The sequence below is a fragment of the Kytococcus schroeteri genome (assembly GCF_002847825.1).
Lineage (GTDB): Bacteria > Actinomycetota > Actinomycetes > Actinomycetales > Dermatophilaceae > Kytococcus > Kytococcus schroeteri.
Genome location: NZ_PKIZ01000016.1, coordinates 15627 through 31729, shown reverse-complemented (window position 1 = coordinate 31729; position 16103 = coordinate 15627). Strand labels below are relative to the sequence as shown.

18 protein-coding genes and 1 pseudogene are annotated in these 16103 nt (G+C 72.1%); 13 read left to right on the top strand and 6 right to left on the bottom strand.

Going from position 1 to position 16103, the window contains the following annotated elements; genetic code table 11:
• Positions 1-89: 89 nt before the first annotated feature.
• Entirely contained in the window at positions 90-1211 is a 1122-nt protein-coding gene (locus CYJ76_RS08725; RefSeq protein WP_070704745.1) for a branched-chain amino acid aminotransferase, read from the top strand.
• Positions 1212-1226: 15 nt separating this feature from the next.
• On the opposite strand, the gene CYJ76_RS08720 is transcribed toward CYJ76_RS08725, so the two are convergent.
• Entirely contained in the window at positions 1227-2144 is a 918-nt protein-coding gene (locus CYJ76_RS08720) for a 3-methyladenine DNA glycosylase (protein ID WP_238138205.1), read from the bottom strand.
• A gap of 444 nt (positions 2145-2588) precedes the next feature.
• Here CYJ76_RS08720 and CYJ76_RS12500 point away from each other — a divergent pair, with 444 nt between their 5' ends.
• Positions 2589-2726: a hypothetical protein gene (locus tag CYJ76_RS12500; RefSeq protein ID WP_180802264.1), complete on the top strand. Its 138-nt coding sequence runs from the start codon at positions 2589-2591 to the stop codon at positions 2724-2726.
• Between the two features lie 63 nt (positions 2727-2789).
• Positions 2790-3095, top strand: coding sequence for a hypothetical protein (locus tag CYJ76_RS08715; protein ID WP_101849862.1), 306 nt, complete (start codon positions 2790-2792; stop codon positions 3093-3095).
• On the opposite strand, the gene CYJ76_RS08710 is transcribed toward CYJ76_RS08715, so the two are convergent.
• The gene (locus tag CYJ76_RS08710) at positions 3085-3411 is read right to left on the bottom strand and encodes a hypothetical protein (RefSeq protein ID WP_101849861.1); all 327 of its coding nucleotides are present in this window, start codon (positions 3409-3411) and stop codon (positions 3085-3087) included. The two genes, CYJ76_RS08715 and CYJ76_RS08710, sit on opposite strands and share 11 nt — an antisense overlap.
• A gap of 472 nt (positions 3412-3883) precedes the next feature.
• Between CYJ76_RS08710 and CYJ76_RS08705 the strand changes: the two genes are divergently transcribed.
• The 7 genes from CYJ76_RS08705 to CYJ76_RS08675 all read left to right on the top strand — a co-directional run bounded on the left by CYJ76_RS08705 (position 3884) and on the right by CYJ76_RS08675 (position 9870).
• Entirely contained in the window at positions 3884-4552 is a 669-nt protein-coding gene (locus CYJ76_RS08705) for a slipin family protein (RefSeq protein ID WP_101849860.1), read from the top strand.
• A gap of 50 nt (positions 4553-4602) precedes the next feature.
• A complete protein-coding gene (locus tag CYJ76_RS08700) occupies positions 4603-5382 on the top strand; it encodes a fumarylacetoacetate hydrolase family protein (protein WP_101849859.1) in 780 nt (259 codons plus the stop codon).
• Positions 5383-5537: 155 nt separating this feature from the next.
• Positions 5538-6401, top strand: coding sequence for a glutamate racemase (gene murI / locus CYJ76_RS08695; RefSeq protein ID WP_101849881.1), 864 nt, complete (start codon positions 5538-5540; stop codon positions 6399-6401).
• On the top strand, positions 6398-7195 hold the full coding sequence (locus tag CYJ76_RS08690; protein ID WP_070704736.1) for an MBL fold metallo-hydrolase: 798 nt from the start codon (positions 6398-6400) through the stop codon (positions 7193-7195). The genes murI and CYJ76_RS08690 overlap by 4 nt, the downstream gene beginning before the upstream one ends.
• Positions 7196-7253: 58 nt before the next feature.
• Positions 7254-8279: a YeiH family protein gene (locus tag CYJ76_RS08685; protein WP_237769744.1), complete on the top strand. Its 1026-nt coding sequence runs from the start codon at positions 7254-7256 to the stop codon at positions 8277-8279.
• Positions 8280-8350: 71 nt separating this feature from the next.
• Positions 8351-9193 carry a ribonuclease PH gene (gene rph / locus CYJ76_RS08680; protein ID WP_070704730.1) on the top strand — a complete coding sequence of 281 codons (843 nt, stop codon included), beginning with the start codon at positions 8351-8353 and terminating at the stop codon, positions 9191-9193.
• Positions 9193-9870, top strand: a complete 678-nt coding sequence (locus CYJ76_RS08675; protein ID WP_070704728.1) for a non-canonical purine NTP pyrophosphatase — start codon at positions 9193-9195, stop codon at positions 9868-9870. Before rph ends, CYJ76_RS08675 begins: the two co-directional genes overlap by 1 nt.
• A gap of 90 nt (positions 9871-9960) precedes the next feature.
• Here CYJ76_RS08675 and CYJ76_RS08670 read toward each other — a convergent pair whose 3' ends face one another.
• Complete coding sequence (locus CYJ76_RS08670) at positions 9961-10380, bottom strand: hypothetical protein (protein WP_101849858.1); 420 nt, start codon at positions 10378-10380, stop codon at positions 9961-9963.
• Between the two features lie 62 nt (positions 10381-10442).
• Here CYJ76_RS08670 and CYJ76_RS13170 point away from each other — a divergent pair.
• A pseudogene (locus CYJ76_RS13170) lies at positions 10443-10874 on the top strand (aminotransferase class I/II-fold pyridoxal phosphate-dependent enzyme); the annotation flags it as partial.
• Positions 10875-10950: 76 nt separating this feature from the next.
• Positions 10951-11214 carry a non-canonical purine NTP pyrophosphatase gene (locus CYJ76_RS12885; protein ID WP_237769743.1) on the top strand — a complete coding sequence of 88 codons (264 nt, stop codon included), beginning with the start codon at positions 10951-10953 and terminating at the stop codon, positions 11212-11214.
• 55 nt (positions 11215-11269) lie between these two features.
• On the opposite strand, the gene CYJ76_RS08660 is transcribed toward CYJ76_RS12885, so the two are convergent.
• Complete coding sequence (locus tag CYJ76_RS08660; protein ID WP_101849857.1) at positions 11270-11686, bottom strand: hypothetical protein; 417 nt, start codon at positions 11684-11686, stop codon at positions 11270-11272.
• A complete protein-coding gene (locus CYJ76_RS08655) occupies positions 11686-12975 on the bottom strand; it encodes a DUF3238 domain-containing protein (protein WP_070704718.1) in 1290 nt (429 codons plus the stop codon). Before CYJ76_RS08655 ends, CYJ76_RS08660 begins: the two co-directional genes overlap by 1 nt.
• 169 nt (positions 12976-13144) lie before the next feature.
• Here CYJ76_RS08655 and CYJ76_RS08650 point away from each other — a divergent pair, with 169 nt between their 5' ends.
• Positions 13145-14311, top strand: coding sequence for an aminotransferase class I/II-fold pyridoxal phosphate-dependent enzyme (locus tag CYJ76_RS08650; RefSeq protein WP_070704715.1), 1167 nt, complete (start codon positions 13145-13147; stop codon positions 14309-14311).
• Between the two features lie 72 nt (positions 14312-14383).
• Here the strand turns inward: CYJ76_RS08650 and CYJ76_RS08645 are convergent, their stop codons facing one another.
• Entirely contained in the window at positions 14384-15892 is a 1509-nt protein-coding gene (locus CYJ76_RS08645; RefSeq protein WP_070703866.1) for an alanine/glycine:cation symporter family protein, read from the bottom strand.
• Positions 15893-16103: the final 211 nt, after the last annotated feature.

Here is a 16103-nt window from a genome sequence, read left to right as displayed (position 1 = left end):
GTGGTCCGCGTCACACCCATCCCGGAGTCCGGCGGGTGCGCACACCCACCGAGCAGAGCCCGACACCGCCCAAGTCCCGAGGAGCCCCCATGGCAGACCGCCCCGAGTTCGTCGTCGCCCCGACCGAGTCCCCCGCCCCCGAGGCCGACCGCCTGAAGGTGCTGGAGGACCCCGGCTTCGGCGTGCACTTCACCGACCACATGGCCGTGGTGGACCACACCACCGCCGACGGCTGGCACAACGGCCGCGTGGTGCAGTACGCCCCCATCGCCCTGGACCCGGCCGCCTGCGTGCTGCACTACGCGCAGGAGATCTTCGAGGGCATGAAGGCCTACCGCCACGCCGACGGCAGCATCTGGACCTTCCGCCCGGAGAAGAACGCCGCCCGTCTGCAGCGCAGCGCCCGCCGCCTGGCCATGCCCGAGGTGCCCGAGGAGATCTTCCTGGAGGCCATCCGTCAGCTTGCGCAGATCGACCAGGCGTGGGTGCCGGAGGCCGCCGAGGGCTCCGAGACCTCCCTGTACCTGCGCCCCTTCCAGATCGGCACCGAGGCCTTCCTCGGCGTCCGCCCGTCGCAGGCCAGCCAGTTCTACGTCATCGCCTCCCCGTCCGGGCCGTACTTCCCGAGCGGTGTGAAGCCGGTGGACATCTGGGTCTCCCGCAACTACCACCGCGCCGGCTTCGGCGGCACGGGCTTCGCCAAGTGCGGCGGCAACTATGCCGCCTCCCTGGCCGCCCAGGTGGAGGCCGGCGAGCACGGCTGCGCCCAGGTGCTCTTCCTCGACGACCGCGAGGAGAAGTGGGTCGAGGAGCTGGGCGGCATGAACCTGTTCTTCGTGTTCTCGGACGGTTCGATCGTCACCCCGCCCACCAGCGGCACCATCCTCGAGGGCGTGACGCGCATGTCCCTGGTGGAACTGGGCCGCGACGCCGGCCACGAGGTGACCGAGCGCCCCATCAGCCTCGACGAGGTGACCACCGGCATCGCCGACGGCACCATCACCGAGGTGTTCGCCTGCGGTACCGCGGCGGTCATCACGCCGGTGGGCTCCTTCCGCACCGAGGAGGACACCTGGACCGTCGGCGGCGAGGGCCGCTCGGAGGACCTGGACGAGTCCTACCCGGTGACCATGACGCTGCGCCGCACGCTCACCGACATCCAGTACGGCCGCGCCGAGGACACCAAGGGCTGGATGCACCGCCTCGTCTGAGACGACGGGCTGGGCTCAGCGGGCCTGCAGTGCTGCGGCGGTGACTCCCAGGAGTCGCCGCCGCAGTACGTTGCCCCGCTCGCTGAAGCCGCGCTGGGCGGCCACGTACTGCGCCTTGCCGTCGGGGGTCTCGATGCACACGGGCTCGTAGCCCCAGGCGCGCAGGTCGTAGGGAGAGGCGCGCATGTCCAGTTCGCGCACGTCGCGGGCCAGTTCCAGGCAGTCCACCAGCAGGTCGCCGGGCACCAGCGGGCCCAGGGTGGCGGCCACCTTGTAGAGGTCCATCGTGGCGTGCAGGCACCCGGGCTGCTCGAAGGCGGTGCGGTCGCGCGGGCCGGGGGAGAGGGTGTTGAGCCCGCGGGCGGAGTCGGTGAAGAACCGGAACGCGTCGAAGTGGCTGCACGCGATGGTGTGGCTCTCGGTGACGGCGTCGGTGCCCTCGCGGCCCAGGCGCAGGGGCACGCCCCCGTGGCGGCGGTCGTCGGCCTCCAGGCCGTGCACCATGGCCCACTCGTGCAGGCCGAAGCAGCCGAACCGTGCCGGGCGGTTCGCCGTGGCCTCGAGGACGGCGTGCCAGCGGCGCACCGTGTCGCCGCGGCGGGCCATGAACGCGGCGGCGTCCACGGTGACGGCGTCGCCCTCGGGGGTGTCGAGGACCCGGTGTTCCTTCCACCCGGCGCGCTCACCGGCATCGAGCAGGGCCACGCCGACGCCGGGGTGCCACCGCCGCACCTCGGCCGGGCGCCAGCGGTAGTAGACCCACAGGAAGTCCTCCACCGGGTGCTTCTCCCCGCGGGCGCGGCGGGCCAGGTGCGGCCCCGCGATGGCGTCGACACGCGCCTCGTGCGCGGCCTGCAGCGGCTCCCACGCGGAGCGGGGCAGGACGGTCGGCGCGGGGTGCGTCACGGCACGGGAGGTGGGGGAGGGGCACATCGCGGCGCAGTCTAGGTCCGCCGGGGCAGGGTCGGGCCGGGCTGGGCCGCGTCTGCCTTCGTCGCACGCGAGGCCTCTCCGCGCACGGGACAACGGCTGGGCTCCCCGAGTGCACCCCCGGCCGCGCACGCGAAACCTCCCCGCGTACGGGAAGAGTGCTCCCCGCACGCGCACCATCCCGTGCCACCAGCACCCTTCCCGTGCGGCGAGGGGTTTCCCGTGCGGCGGGAGCCCGGCCGGCACGGAGCGCCGCTCGATCCGCGCGACCCACCCTCCGGCACGTCACTCCGTCATCCCACCCACCTCACGCCTCTCCGCCACCGGCAATCGCCCGGTGCCGGATGAGGCCATGACCCACCGCGCCCCCGCCTCGTCCCCCGTCCACGACCGCCTCGAGCCCGGGCGCGTCCACGACGCCTCCAGTCTCACCGCGGGGACATCGCCATGTTCGATGCGGTGACCCTCCGCCCGCTGGAGAAGATGCTCGTGCCCGAGCTGCCGCGCAGGGGCGAGACCGACCCCACCGAGTGCTGGCACTGCGCCGACGACCCGAGCACCATCTGGCAGGACGAGCACTGGTAGCTCCGCTCCGGCGGCCACCCCACGGGCCTGCCCTTCCTGGGTGGCTTCGCGCCGCGCCGGCACGTGCTGCTGGAGGACGCCCCGCTGGACCTGCTGGCCACGCTCGGCCCGCTGATGCAGCGCCTGTCGCAGGCCGTCAAGCAGGTGCCGGGTGTGGCCCGCACGCACTTCGGTTGGTGGAACGACGGGTCGGCCCACTTCCACATGCACGCCCTGGCCCGTCCGGCCGGCATGATGCGGGCGCGCGGTGTGAACCTCGCCTACTGGGACGACGTCCTGCACCCGTTGGAGCCCGGGCTGCAGGCGGAGAAGATCCGCATCGTGGCCGCGGCGATGGCGGCGGGAGGCGGCCTGGACCTCACGGGATGAGGCCGGCGCCCCGGGCCACCGCGCGGGTCCAGATCCACCCGACGGTGGTGGAGCTGACCACGACGAACAGACCCCACTGCACAGGATCCTCGAAGTCGTGCCAGAGGTAGAGGAAGCCGAAGCACAGCCACATCGTGATGATGGGCATGCCGAGGTCACGGTCGTCCTCGTCGGCCAGCCCCGCCCCCACGCGAGCCATCTGCCGCCCAGCGCGGTAGCACGCGACGGTGCAGATGACCCCGATGAGCAGGGAGATGACGAGCAGGCAGGTCCTTCCAGGCAGTGGGGTCGGGCAGTGGGTCGGCGGGGAGGCCACCCGCCGCCGCGGAGGTTGTGCGCGGCAGGCGTTCTCGGTGCGCCCCCTGCGGGCTGAGGCCTCTCCCGGGGAGGGAGCGGTGGCCTCGGGCCCTGCGATGGGGAAAGCCATCGACCTCGTGCGTGCGCGTGTGCCACACTCTGCGAGCCCCTTGGGGAGCAGCCGAGGCGGTGTGCCGCACGAGGTCCTGCGTGTCACCCAAGGGGACGGATGCTGTGGACATCACTGGCAAGGCACCTCCTGGTGCTGGGGTTCGAGTCCCCCGGGAGGGGGTGGCCGACAGGACGCCGGGCGAGGCCCTGCGGAGTCCGGACCACCGTCCTCGGAGGGTGCCGGGCTCCCCGCCCGCTCGGTCGTCGGTCGCCCCTTCCCTCTCCGCGCCGGGGCCACCCGTCGGTGCACCAGCGGCGTCACCCACCCGACCCAGCCCGGCCCCAGCGCCCTGACCTGACCGACTCCGGAGAGCACCACGATGAGCCTGTTCACACGCACCGTCCCGCCCCGTCACGCCGCCGTGGTCTATCGCCACGGCGCCTTCCTGGAGGTCCAGACGGCCGGGCGCCACCGGCGCCCGTGGAGGAGCGTCGCAGAAGTCGTGGACCTCCGTGAGCGGGTTCTGGCCCTCGCCACCCAGGAGGTCCCGACCGCCGACGGGCTCACGGTGAAGGCGTCGCTCAGCCTGCGGGTGCGGGTCGTCGATCCCCGTGCCTACCTCGAGAACGCCCAGGACCCCGAGGACGTGCTCTACCTGTCCGCCCAGGTGCAACTCCGCGAGAGTGTCGCGGCGATGGGCGTGGAGCAGCTCGTGCAGCGGCGCGAGCTGCCGTTGGAGGCGATGCGGGACCACATCGCCCAGACTGCGCGCACCGTGGGCCTGGAGGTGCTGGAGGTCGTGCTGAAGGACGTGGTCCTTCCCCCGGAGCTGCGGAGCACCGCCATCGCCCTGGCCACCGCTGCCGCCGAGGGGCGGGTGAAGCTCGAGCGTGCCCGCGCCGAGACCGCCACCCTGCGCTCCCTGGCGAACGCCGCGCGTCTGCTGGAGGACCACCCCGCGCTGGAGCGGATGCGGCTGGTGCAGGAGGCTGGGCCGACCGGTCAGGTCGTGCTGCACCTGGGTGGGTCCGCGGACTCCCACAGCTGAGCAGACCGCGGCATGGAGCGCCACCCCGCCCGCGCTCGTAGACTCGCCCCATGCGCATCTGCCGGTTCACCGACGACTCCGACGAGCCCCGCTACGGCCTCATGGACGGCGAGGGCACCAAGATCGCCGAGATCACCGGCGACCCCCTCTACACCTCCATCGAGCTCACGGGCCGCACCTTCACCACCGAGGACGTGCGCCTCCTGGCCCCGGTGATTCCCCGCTCCAAGGTGGTGGGGGTCCGTCGCAACTATGCCGACCACGCCGCCGAGCTGGGCAACGAGGTCGATGCCGAGCCGGGCCTCTTCCTCGTGCCCAACACCGCCGTCGTGGGCCCCGGCGACCCGGTGGTCATCCCGGCGCTCACCCAGGAGGTCTCCTACGAGGGCGAGCTGGCCGTGGTCATCGGCCGCATGTGCAAGGACGTCTCGCCGGACGAGGTGCGCTCGGTGATCCTGGGCTACACCTGCGCCAACGACGTGACTGCCCGCGACCTGCAGAAGTCCGACGGCCAGTGGGCCCGCGCCAAGGGCATGGACACCTTCTGCCCGCTCGGCCCGTGGATCGAGACCGAGCTGGACACCGAGGACCTCGTGGTCCGCACCCGCCTCGACGGCGAGGTGGTGCAGGACGGCCGCACCGCCGACATGGTGTTCGACGTGCCGGCCATCGTCTCCCACGTCTCCAAGGCGTTCACCCTCCTGCCCGGCGACGTCATCCTCACCGGCACGCCCGCCGGCGTGGGCCCGGTGACCGCCGGCCAGCGCGTGGAGGTCTCCATCCAGGGCATCGGGCGGCTGTCCAACCCCTTCGTCTCCGCCGAGGAGTGAGCGGCACCCCTCCACCCTCGATGCCGGGGTGGGGCTACCGGGGAACTGCCGGTTGCCCCACCCCTGTGTCCTCGGCCACCTCCCGACGGCGCGAGGCGGCCTCTCCACCGGGGGAGGGGGTGGGGGCCTCCGACCACGGACGTACCCTGTGGCGCATGTCCACGGCACCCATCGGCATCTTCGACTCCGGCCTCGGCGGCCTCACGGTCGCCCGTGCGGTGCTGGACCACCTGCCCCGCGAGTCGACGATCTACCTGGGTGACACCCTCCACGCACCGTACGGTCCTCGCCCCATCGCGGAGGTGCGCGGCCTGGCCCTGGACTCCCTGGACGCCCTCGTGGAGCGCGGTGTCAAGGCCCTGGTCATCGCCTGCAACTCGGCCTCGGCCGCGGTGCTGCACGACGCCCGGGAGCGTTACGACGTCCCCGTCATCGAGGTGATCCGCCCAGCCGCCCGCCGCGCCGCCGGCATCACCCGCTCGGGCCGGGTGGGCGTCATCAGCACCCTCGCCACCCACACCTCGGGCGCCTACCGCGACGCGTTCGCCGCCGTGCCCAGCGTGCAGCTGCACTCCCAGCCGTGCCCCCGCTTCGTGGAGTTCGTGGAGGCCGGCACGGTCACCGGCCCGGAGGTGTTCGCGGCGGCCACCGAGTACCTCACGCCGCTCAAGGAGGCGGGCGTGGACACCCTCATCATGGGGTGCACCCACTACCCGCTGCTGCGCGGCGTGCTCGCCTACGAGATGGGGCCCGAGGTCTCGCTCGTGTCGTCCGCCGAGGAGACCGCCGCCGAGCTGCTGCGCACCCTGGCCGACCGCGACGAGCTGGCCCCCGAGCACTCGGCACCCACGCACACCTTCCTCACCACCGGCGACCCGGCCCAGTTCGGGGAGCTGGCCCGCACCTTCCTGGGCCCCGAGGTCTCCGCCGGCAACACCCACCGCCTGCCCGTGCCCACGGAGGTGCCCCCCACGGGTGCCGTCCCCACCCTCGATGCCGGGGGAGGGGCCACCGCATGAGGCTCACCGTGGTGGGGTGCTCGGGGTCCTTCGCGGGGCCCGAGTCGGCCGCGTCCTCCTACCTGGTGGAGCACGAGCACGAGGGCCGCACCTGGCGGCTCGTGCTCGACCTGGGCTCCGGCGCGCTGGGTGCCCTGCAGCGGTACACCGACCCCACGGCCGTGGACGCGTACTGCATCAGCCACCTGCACCCGGACCACGTGGTGGACCTGTGCGGCCTGTTCGTGCTGCACCACTATGACCCGCGCGCCCCGCACACCGAGCGCATCCCCGTCCACGGCCCGGCGGCGCTGCGTCAGCAGATGGACTGCGTCTACGGCTCCCCGTCGGGGGAGAGCCTCACCCGCTCCTTCGCCTACCACCCGGTGGGCGACGGCCACACCACGCAGGTGGGGCCGTTCACCCTCACGTGGACCCGGGTGAACCACCCGGGCGACGCGTACGGCCTGCGGGTGGAGGCGGGCGGCTGCACCGTGGCGTACACCGGCGACACCGATGACACCCCTGCCCTGGATGGCCTGCTGGCCGGCGCGGACCTCGTGCTCTCGGACTGCGCCTTCGTGGAGGGGCGCGACACCGCCCAGGGCATCCACCTGTCCGGGCGTCGCGCGGCCGTGGCGGCGCAGCGTGCCGGGGGAGTGGGCGCCCTGGTGCTCACCCACGTGCCGCCGTGGAACGACCCGGAGGTCTCCGTGGCGGAGGCGCGCGAGGTGTGGGACGGCCCGCTGCAGGCCGCCCACCCCGGCCTGGTGCTCGAGCTCGTCCCGCGCGACTGCTCGGTGACCCCCGCCTGAGCTGGCCCGGCGCACCCCGCCGGCCCCACTGGATCGAGGAATCGCGAGAGGAGCGACCGTGAGCCGTTCGTCAACCCTGGTGCCCGGACTGGTGGCCTGCCTGGTGGCGGGCCTGGTGTCGATGGGGGCGGCCCGGTTGGTGGGCGCGGCCGTGCCCGCCGTGAGCCCGCTCCTGGTGGCCATCCTGCTCGGCATCCTCGTGGGTAACCTGGCCAGCCTCCCGGCCGGCTGGGGCCCGGGGCTGGGGGCGGGCAGCAAGACGTTGCTGCGCACCGGCATCGTGCTGCTGGGGCTCCAGGTCTCGCTGGCGACCATCGCCGACCTGGGGTGGAAGGTCGTCCTCGCCGTCGTGCTCGTGGTGGCGGTCGGCCTGGCGACGGCGGTGCTGGCCGGGCGCCTGCTGGGCGTCCGCCCCGGGCTGGCGCTGCTCGTGGGGGCGGGCTTCTCCATCTGTGGTGCGGCGGCGGTGGCCGCGGCCGACGGCGTGGTGGACGCCGAGGACGAGGACGTGGCGGTCGCCCTGGCGCTCGTGGTGCTCTTCGGCACGCTCATGATCCCCGCGGTGCCGTTGCTGGGCGGGCTCCTGGGCCTGGACGACCGCACCATCGGCCTGTGGGCCGGGCTGTCGGTGCACGAGGTGGCGCAGGTGGTGGCCGTCGGCGGCATCGTGGGCGGGGCCGCGCTGGCGGTGGCCGTGGTGGCCAAGCTGGCGCGCGTGGTGCTGCTGGCCCCGGTGATGGTGGGCTTCGCGACCCTGCGCCGCCGCCAGCTGCGCGCGGGCGAGGGCGCGGCGGGTGGCACGGCTGGCGGCTCCAACGACGTGACGCTGCCGCCGATCGTCCCGGCGTTCGTGGTGGCCTTCCTGGCGATGGTGCTCGTGCGCACCTGGGTGCCGCTGCCCGAGCAGCTGCTCGAGGTGGTCAAGGTCCTGCAGACCCTGCTGCTCGCGGCCGCGATGTGGGCGCTGGGCACCGGGGTGCGCTGGGAGCGGCTGAGGACGGTCGGCGGTGCGCCGTTCGCGCTGGCCGGCATCACCACCGCCGTCGTGGCGGCGGTCGGGCTGGGCGGGGCGCTCGTCGCCTGATGCTCGGCCACCCGGCCGCACCCGGTGCGGGGAGCGTCGGCGTCGCCTGAGCGGCCCGTAGGCTCAGGTGCATGACCGACGCCCCCGCATCGCGCACCGTGAACGCCCCCGCCGACGCCGCCCCCACCCCCCGCCACGACGGCCGCGCGCCCGACCATCTGCGCGAGGTCCGCATCACCCGTGGCTGGCTCGACCATGCCGCCGGCTCGGTGCTCGTGGAGTTCGGCCGCACCCGCGTGCTGTGCGCCGCCTCCTTCCAGCCGGATGTCCCGCGCTGGCTGAAGGGTCAGGGCACCGGCTGGGTGACCGGCGAGTACGCCATGCTGCCGGCGGCCACCCACACCCGCAGCGACCGCGAGTCGGTCAAGGGCAAGGTGAAGGGCCGCACGCAGGAGATCTCGCGCCTGCTCGGCCGGGCGCTGCGGGCCGCGGTGGACACCTCCGCCCTGGGAGAGAACACCATCGTCATCGACTGCGACGTGCTGCAGGCCGACGGCGGCACCCGCACCGCCGCCATCACCGGCGCGTGGGTGGCGCTGGCCGATGCGGTGGCCGCCGGCAAGGCGTCCGGCGACATCGCCCCCGACGCTGTGGTGCTGCGCGATGCGGTGCAGGCCATCAGCGTGGGCATCGTGGACGGGCGCCCGGTGCTCGACCTGGACTACCCGGAGGACTCGACCGCCGGGGCGGACATGAACGTGGTGATGACCGGCGCCGGTGACCTGGTGGAGGTGCAGGGCACCGCCGAGGGGCAGACCTTCGACCGCGCCATGCTCAACGCGCTGCTCGACCTGGCCGAGGGCGGGTGCGCCACCCTGGCCGCCGCGCAGCAGGCCGCGCTCGGTCTCGAGGCGGGGGAGCGCCTCGTGGTGGCCTCCGGCGAGCAGGTGCCGGTGGACGGGCAGGGCGCCTGATGGCCACCCGCCGCATCGTGCTGGCCACGCGCAACCGGGGCAAGGTGCCCGAGCTGCAGCGCATCCTGGCCGAGTCCTTGCCGCACGAGGTGGAGGTCGTCACCCTGGCCGACGTGGCCCCCGACGCCCCGGACGTGGTGGAGAACGGCGCCACCTTCGAGGCCAACTCGCTGCTCAAGGCCCGTGCGGCCTGCGAGCTGACCGGGCTGTCCGCCATCGCCGACGACTCCGGCCTGTGCGTGGACGTGATGGGGGGAGCGCCGGGCATCTTCTCCGCGCGCTGGTCCGGTGGGCTCGTGGACTCCCAGGGACAAGGGCCGGGCGTGGCCAAGGACGCCGACAACAACGCGCTGCTGCTGGCCCAGCTGGCCGACGTGCCCGACGACGCCCGCGGGGCGCACTTCGCCTGCGTCATGAGCTACGTCGACCCCGACGGCACGGAGATCACCGAGCGTGGGGAGATGCACGGCAGCGTCCTGCGTGAGCCACAGGGGGAGAACGGGTTCGGCTACGACCCGATCTTCGCGGTGCGCAGCGGCGAGCTCGCGGAGGCCGGGTTCACGCCCGTGCGGGGTCCGGTGAGCAGCGCCGAGCTGCCCGCAGAGGTGAAGAACCGCGTGAGCCACCGCGGCAAGGCCACCCGGACCCTGGCGCAGCGGTTGTCCGAGCGGGGCTGAGCACGGGTGAACCCGCCCGGGTGAGCGCCTGTGGCCCCGCGACCCGTCGCCGGACGGGCCCCGGGGCCACGTGGATGAGCGGGCCGATCCTCAGGGGGCGTCGGGGAGGGGGTCTCCGTCGGGGTGGGTCCACTGGGCCCGGCGCCCGATGGTGAGCAGGGGACACAGCACGGCCGTGGCCCCGGGGAGGTAGGTCGCGAAGAGGCCGAACCCGTTCGCCGGGATGGGCCACAGATGGAGCAGGACCAGCACCACGATGACGAGCAACACCGGGATGGCCAGGAAGGCCGCCGCGACGCCACCGCCCCAGCCGTCGTGGCGGACAAGGGCCCGCCAGCAGCGGACCACCCCAAAGGTGATGAGCGACACCCACAGCACGTGCAGCGCCCCGATCCACTCGTACCAGACTGTCTCGACGAGTGCGACCAGCAGACCCAGCGCCAACAGCGTGCTGCGGATGTCGAGCCCGAGGTCCCGGTCGTGGGGGTGACTCCGGGTGATCGGGTGCATGGCCGTCCTCGTGGTCGGGCGCACCGTCGGCGCCGGTGACGAGAGGCTAGGGCCGCCGGCACATGAGGGGTGTCCACCTGGGGGGGGGATTCCATCCGGAGGGGAGTAGTCGCCTGTCGCGCCATGCTTCACGGCTCGGCACTGCGCCCTTCCGTGCGAGGGTGGGGTGCATGACCTCGCCCCTCGTGCAGCGGATGCAGCCTTTCGGTACGTCGATCTTCGCTGAGATGACCCAGCGGGCCGTCGCGGCTGACGCGGTGAACCTTGGCCAGGGTGCCCCGGATTCCGGCACGCCGCGGGAGCTGGTCGAGTGGGCGCACGAGGCGATGCTGGAGGGCCGTAACCAGTACCCGCCGTTCTGGGACGTGCCGGCGCTGCGCGAGGCGGTCGCCGCGCACCAGGGGCGCTTCCACGGGCTCGCTGTCGACCCGGCGCAGGTGCTGGTGACCGTCGGCGCCACCGAGGCACTCACGGCATCGATCCTGGCCCTCGTCGAGCCCGGTGAGGAGGTCGTGGTCATTGAGCCGGCGTACGACTCCTACGCCGCGGCCGTGGCGAGTGGTGTGGCCGGTGCCGCTGGCGCTGCCGGGTCTGGAGCTGGACCTCGAGACGCTGGGGGCGGCGTTCTCCGACCGCACCGCGATGGTGGTGGTCAACACCCCGCACAACCCGACCGGTGCGCAGAGTCGGAGCCCAGTGACGTCGCCCCCCTTCAGCGCCGGTGACGACGGGGCCGTCAGCAGCGCCGAGCTGCCCGCCGAGGTGAAGAACGCCATCAGCCACCGCGGCCGCGCCACCCGGGAGCTGGCCCGCCTTCTGGCTGAGATGGCCTGAGTGGTGAGGCGTTGGTGCCCCGTGGCGTGATCGCGTCACGGGGCCCCAACGTTCCTCAGGTGGCGTCGGGGAGCGGCTCTCCGTCGGGGTGGTCCCACCGAGGGCTGCGACCGATCGCGAGCAGCGGGCAGAGCACCGCAGTGGCCCCTGGGAGGTACCACAGGAAGGCGCCGAGCGAGTCAGGCGGCAGCGGCCACAGCTGTAGCGCCCCGATCAAGACCATGGTGAGCAACACCGGGATGGCCAGGAAAGCCGCCGCGACGCCACCGCCCCAGCCGTCGTGGCGGACAAGGGCCCGCCAACAGAGAACCACTCCCGCGGTGATGAGGGACACCCACAGCAGGTGGACCGCCCCGATCCAGCGGGACTTGTCCGTGTCTGTCGCGGCGACCATCAGGCACGACGCCAACAGCGCGCTACGGATGTCGAGGCCTAGGTCACGCGGGTGCTTGAAGTGCGGGGTGCCGCGCATCAGATGCTCTTGGTGAAATATGCGGTCCAAGCACGCTGCCCAGGGCATCTCGTCAAGGGGAAAGCCAACTGGGGCGCGCTCAGGCACATGAAGCTTTCTGAGTACCTGTTCTGCACCTTGCGCCACGTCCCTCGGCGGTCACTCATCGCGTGCACCTCGTGCCGGGGCACATCAATTGAGTGCCCGTAGTAGTTGGCGCTCCCGTTGCGGTAGACCGTCCCTCGCAGCTGATAGGTAATCGGGCCCGCCGAGAAGCACAAGGGATTACCGATCTTGTGCTTGAGGGTGAACTGGGCCGAGCTGCTGTTGATCGAGACGTCGCGCAGGTACATTCCGGCGGGGCTGGCGGTCGCCGAGGCCACGGGCCGGGTACTGGTTCCGTCGGCATAGCGCACGGTGGGACTCACGTGACGCGTGAGGGTCACCTCCCGCTTGCCGTTGCGCCAGTCAGCGATCACGAGGGCCGCTGTGCGTGATCGTGTGGTCTGGTTGTACCCCGAGACCCATGACCGATTGTCTCCCTTGAACCAGATCTTGCCCCACGTCCAGCGTGGGTTGCAGGCAAGACCGGAGGGAACCGCAGCTCGTGCACCCGGGATGTAGGTCTTGTAGGACGTGTACATGGCGCCGTTGAGGGCAGCCGTCGTTCCAGCATCGTTGATGGTGACCGACTGTGTCTCTCCATTGGGGGCCTCGGCTGCGAACTCGTAACTGTCTGCGGCCAGCAGGCTGGGCTCCTCGTCCACGATGGACCCATCCTCGGAGATGGCGCCGAGCGGCTCACCATTCTTCAGGACCGTGGTGCCCTCGGCATCGGTGGACGCGACGGCGAGAACAGTGCGATCGGTCCCCTCCACGAGGGTTGCGACGGGCGCGAGTGCTGGTCGGACGGTTGTGCTGCCGCTGTACGTGACCTCGTCGGACCGGCTGTCCGTGACCGTTCCCTCGGTCTCGCTGTAGTAGCCGGAGGTCTTGGCCTCGTCCACGCTCTGGGCGCTGTCCGCCGTGCTGTCCAAGGCGACCGGCGCAAGGGCCTCCGTGAGGTATTCGGTGGCCTGGTACTGGTTGCCGGCTGCGTCTTGAAGCACCATCGTGCGCACGAGAGGGTCGGAGTCGTCTGTGGAGAGCACAGTGACCGGACGACCGTCTACCGTGATGCGTACTTCATCGCCGGAGTAGGTCGCGCTCAGGCCCTCCTCATTCGCCGTGGCCGGGAGGCCGAGCCCCGCGATCGAGCCAGTGAGAAGTGTTGCGGTGGTGAGGAGCCTCAGGGCGGTGCTGGGACGCATGATCGTCTCTCTGATTGGCGCACTGTCGGCGCGGATGGAAGAAACTTATGGTTCTCGGTCTCCGCAGGGTCTCCACCCGGGGGGGGATATGGGGGTACTCGGTGCGGGCGGCTTGCCGCCTCGCCACCGGCCGCTGATCCAGCCGCCCTTCCGTGCGAGGGTGGGGTGCATGACCTCGCCCCTCGTGCAGCGGATGCAGCCTTTCGGTACGTCGATCTTCGCTGAGATGACCCAGCGGGCCGTCGCGGCTGACGCGGTGAACCTTGGCCAGGGTGCCCCGGATTCCGGCACGCCTCCGGAGCTGATCGAGTGGGCGCACGAGGCGATGCTGGAGGGCCGCAACCAGTACCCGCCGTTCCTGGGTGTGCCAGAGCTGCGTGAGGCGGTCGCGGCGCACCAGCAGCGTTTCCACGGGCTGACGGTGGACCCGGCGCAGGTGCTGGTGACGGTCGGCGCCACCGAGGCGCTCACCGCATCGGTGCTGGCGCTGGTGGAGCCGGGGGAGGAGGTCGTGGTCATCGAGCCGGCGTACGACTCGTACGCGGCGGCCGTGGCGCTGGCCGGGGGAGTGGTGCGTCCGGTGCCGTTGGCCATGCCCGGCCTGGAGCTGGACCTCGAGGCGCTGGAGGCGGCGTTCAGCGACAAGACCGCGATCGTGGTGGTGAACACGCCGCACAACCCGACCGGCAAGCAGTTCACGCGCGAGGAGCTCGCCGCCATCGGGCGCTTGGCGCAGCGGTACAACGCGGTGATCCTGTCCGATGAGGTGTACGAGCACCTGGTCTACGATGGGGGCTCCCACCTGGGCCCGGCGATGGTGCCCGAGTGTGCCGACCGGACGCTGACGGTCAGCTCGGCGGGCAAGACGTTCGCGGTGACGGGGTGGAAGGTGGGGTGGGTGCACGGCCCGCAGGCGTTGGTGGATGCGGTGGCGAAGGTCAAGCAGTTCACCACCTTTGGCGTGGGGACGCCCTTCCAACCGGCGGTCGCACGCGGGCTGGCGCTGCCGGACGCGGTGTTCAGCGACCTGGCTGCGCTCCACGAGTGTCGGCGGGACAGGCTCGTGGCCGGCCTGCGCGATGCGGGGTTTGCCTGCGAGGTGCCGCCGGCGGGGTACTTCGTCATCGCCGACGCGGCCCCGTTGGGTGTCACGGACGCGTTGGCGTGGTGCCGCGCGATCCCGGAGGAAGCCGGGGTGGTGGGTGTTCCGGTGCAGGCGTTCTGCAGTGATCCCGAGCACGCGCCGAGCTACGTGCGGTTCGGGTTCTGCAAGACCGAGGACGTCATCGCCGAGGGCGTGGCGCGCCTGAAGGCCTGGTCCGAGCGCCAGGGCTGACACCAGCCGCTCACGCCGACGCCCCGGGAGCCGTGGTGGCTTCCGGGGCGTCGGCGTGAGGAGGACCGCTCGTCAGGCGCGGTCGGGCGTCGCGCCCGCGCTCCCGGCATCGGCGCCGGCGGTGGCACCCGGGCCGCGGCCGTGGCGTGCCAGCACGTCGTCCCACACCGGGGCGTTGTCGATGCCGATGTCGCGCGGGTTGAACACCGGGTCCACGCCCTCCTTGCGCTGACGGTCGTAGTCGCGGAACACCTTGAGCACCACCGGGCTGAGCATCACCAGGGCGATGAGGTTGACCCACGTGTAGAAGCCCAGGCCCAGGTCGGCCCACGCCCACGCGGTCTCCGAGCTGCGCAGCGAACCCAGCACGATGGAGACGGCCAGCAGCGCGCGCGCCACCGCGATGGCCACCGGCTGCCAGCGGTGCTCCTTGAGCAGGTAGGCCACGTTGGTCTCGGCGTAGAACCCGAAGGACAGCAGCGTGGTGAACGCGAAGAAGAACATGGCCACGGCCACGAACGCCGGCCCGAACCCGGGGAACACCGAGTCGATGGCGGCCTGCGTGTAGTTGGCGCCCGGGTTCTCGCCGGGCATGTACTCCACGATCATCTTGCCGTCCGGGTCGGCCACGTTGTAGCTCTTGGTGAGCAGGATCATCAGGGCCGTGATGGTGCACACGAACAGCGTGTCCACGTACGCCGAGAAGCCCTGTGCCAGACCCTGCTTGACCGGGTGCGAGACCTCCGCGGCGGCCGAGGCCTGCGCGGCCGAGCCGGTCCCCACCTCGGAGGAGTAGATGGCGCGCTTGACGCCCCACATGATGACCGCGCCGAGCATGCCGCCGAACATCGCCTCACCGCCGAAGGCACTGCGGAAGATGAGGCCGAACATGTCGGGCACGTCGCCGGCGCGCAGCACCATCATCGCCAGGCCCACGAGGATGTAGGCGCCCGCCATGAACGGCACCACCATCTCGGTGACGCGGCCCAGGCGGTGCATGCCGCCGAAGGTCACCAGGCAGAACAGCGCGGCCACCACGGCGCCGCTGACCCACATCGGCACGTGGAAGGCGGCCAGGTTGGAGTCCGAGATGCTGAACGACTGGATGGACGGGCCGGTGATGGTGGTGGCGAAGATCGTGCCGATGGCGTACAGCACGGCCAGCCACTTCCAGCCCAGCCCCTGCTCGATGTAGTAGGCCGGGCCACCGCGGTACTCGCCGTTGACCTCGCGCTTCCAGACCTGCGCCAGGGAGCTCTCGGCGATGGCGACGGTGGCGCCCAGGAAGGCGGTCACCCACATCCAGAACACGGCGCCGGGGCCACCGAAGTGGATGGCCGTGGCCACACCCACGATGTTGCCGACGCCCACGCGCCCACCCAGGGCGATGGCGAACGACTGGAACGGGGAGAGGCCGCGCTTGGAGTCACCACCCTCCTTGAGGGCGGTGATCATGTCCGGGAGGCGTCGGAGCTGCGGGAAGAGCAGCAGCAGACTGAACCCCGCGCCGAGCGCGAGGATCAGGAAGATCATGTACTGGGACCACAGCCACTCGTTGGCCGTGGTGAGGAAGGACTCCATGGTGTGCCTTTCGTCAGGTACCGAACGACCCTAGCCACGAGGGGCGCCGATGTCCGGGGGTTCGGCCGGGGTGATGCCGGTTCCGGCGGCGGATGCGGCTGTGGCACGGGAGGTTCTGCGGCCCCTCGCGATCCGGCCGGACGGACTCCGGGAGCCCGGCCGGTTGCGGGAGGTCCTGCACCGGGGCCCCGGGGACGCCCGGGCGTGTGCG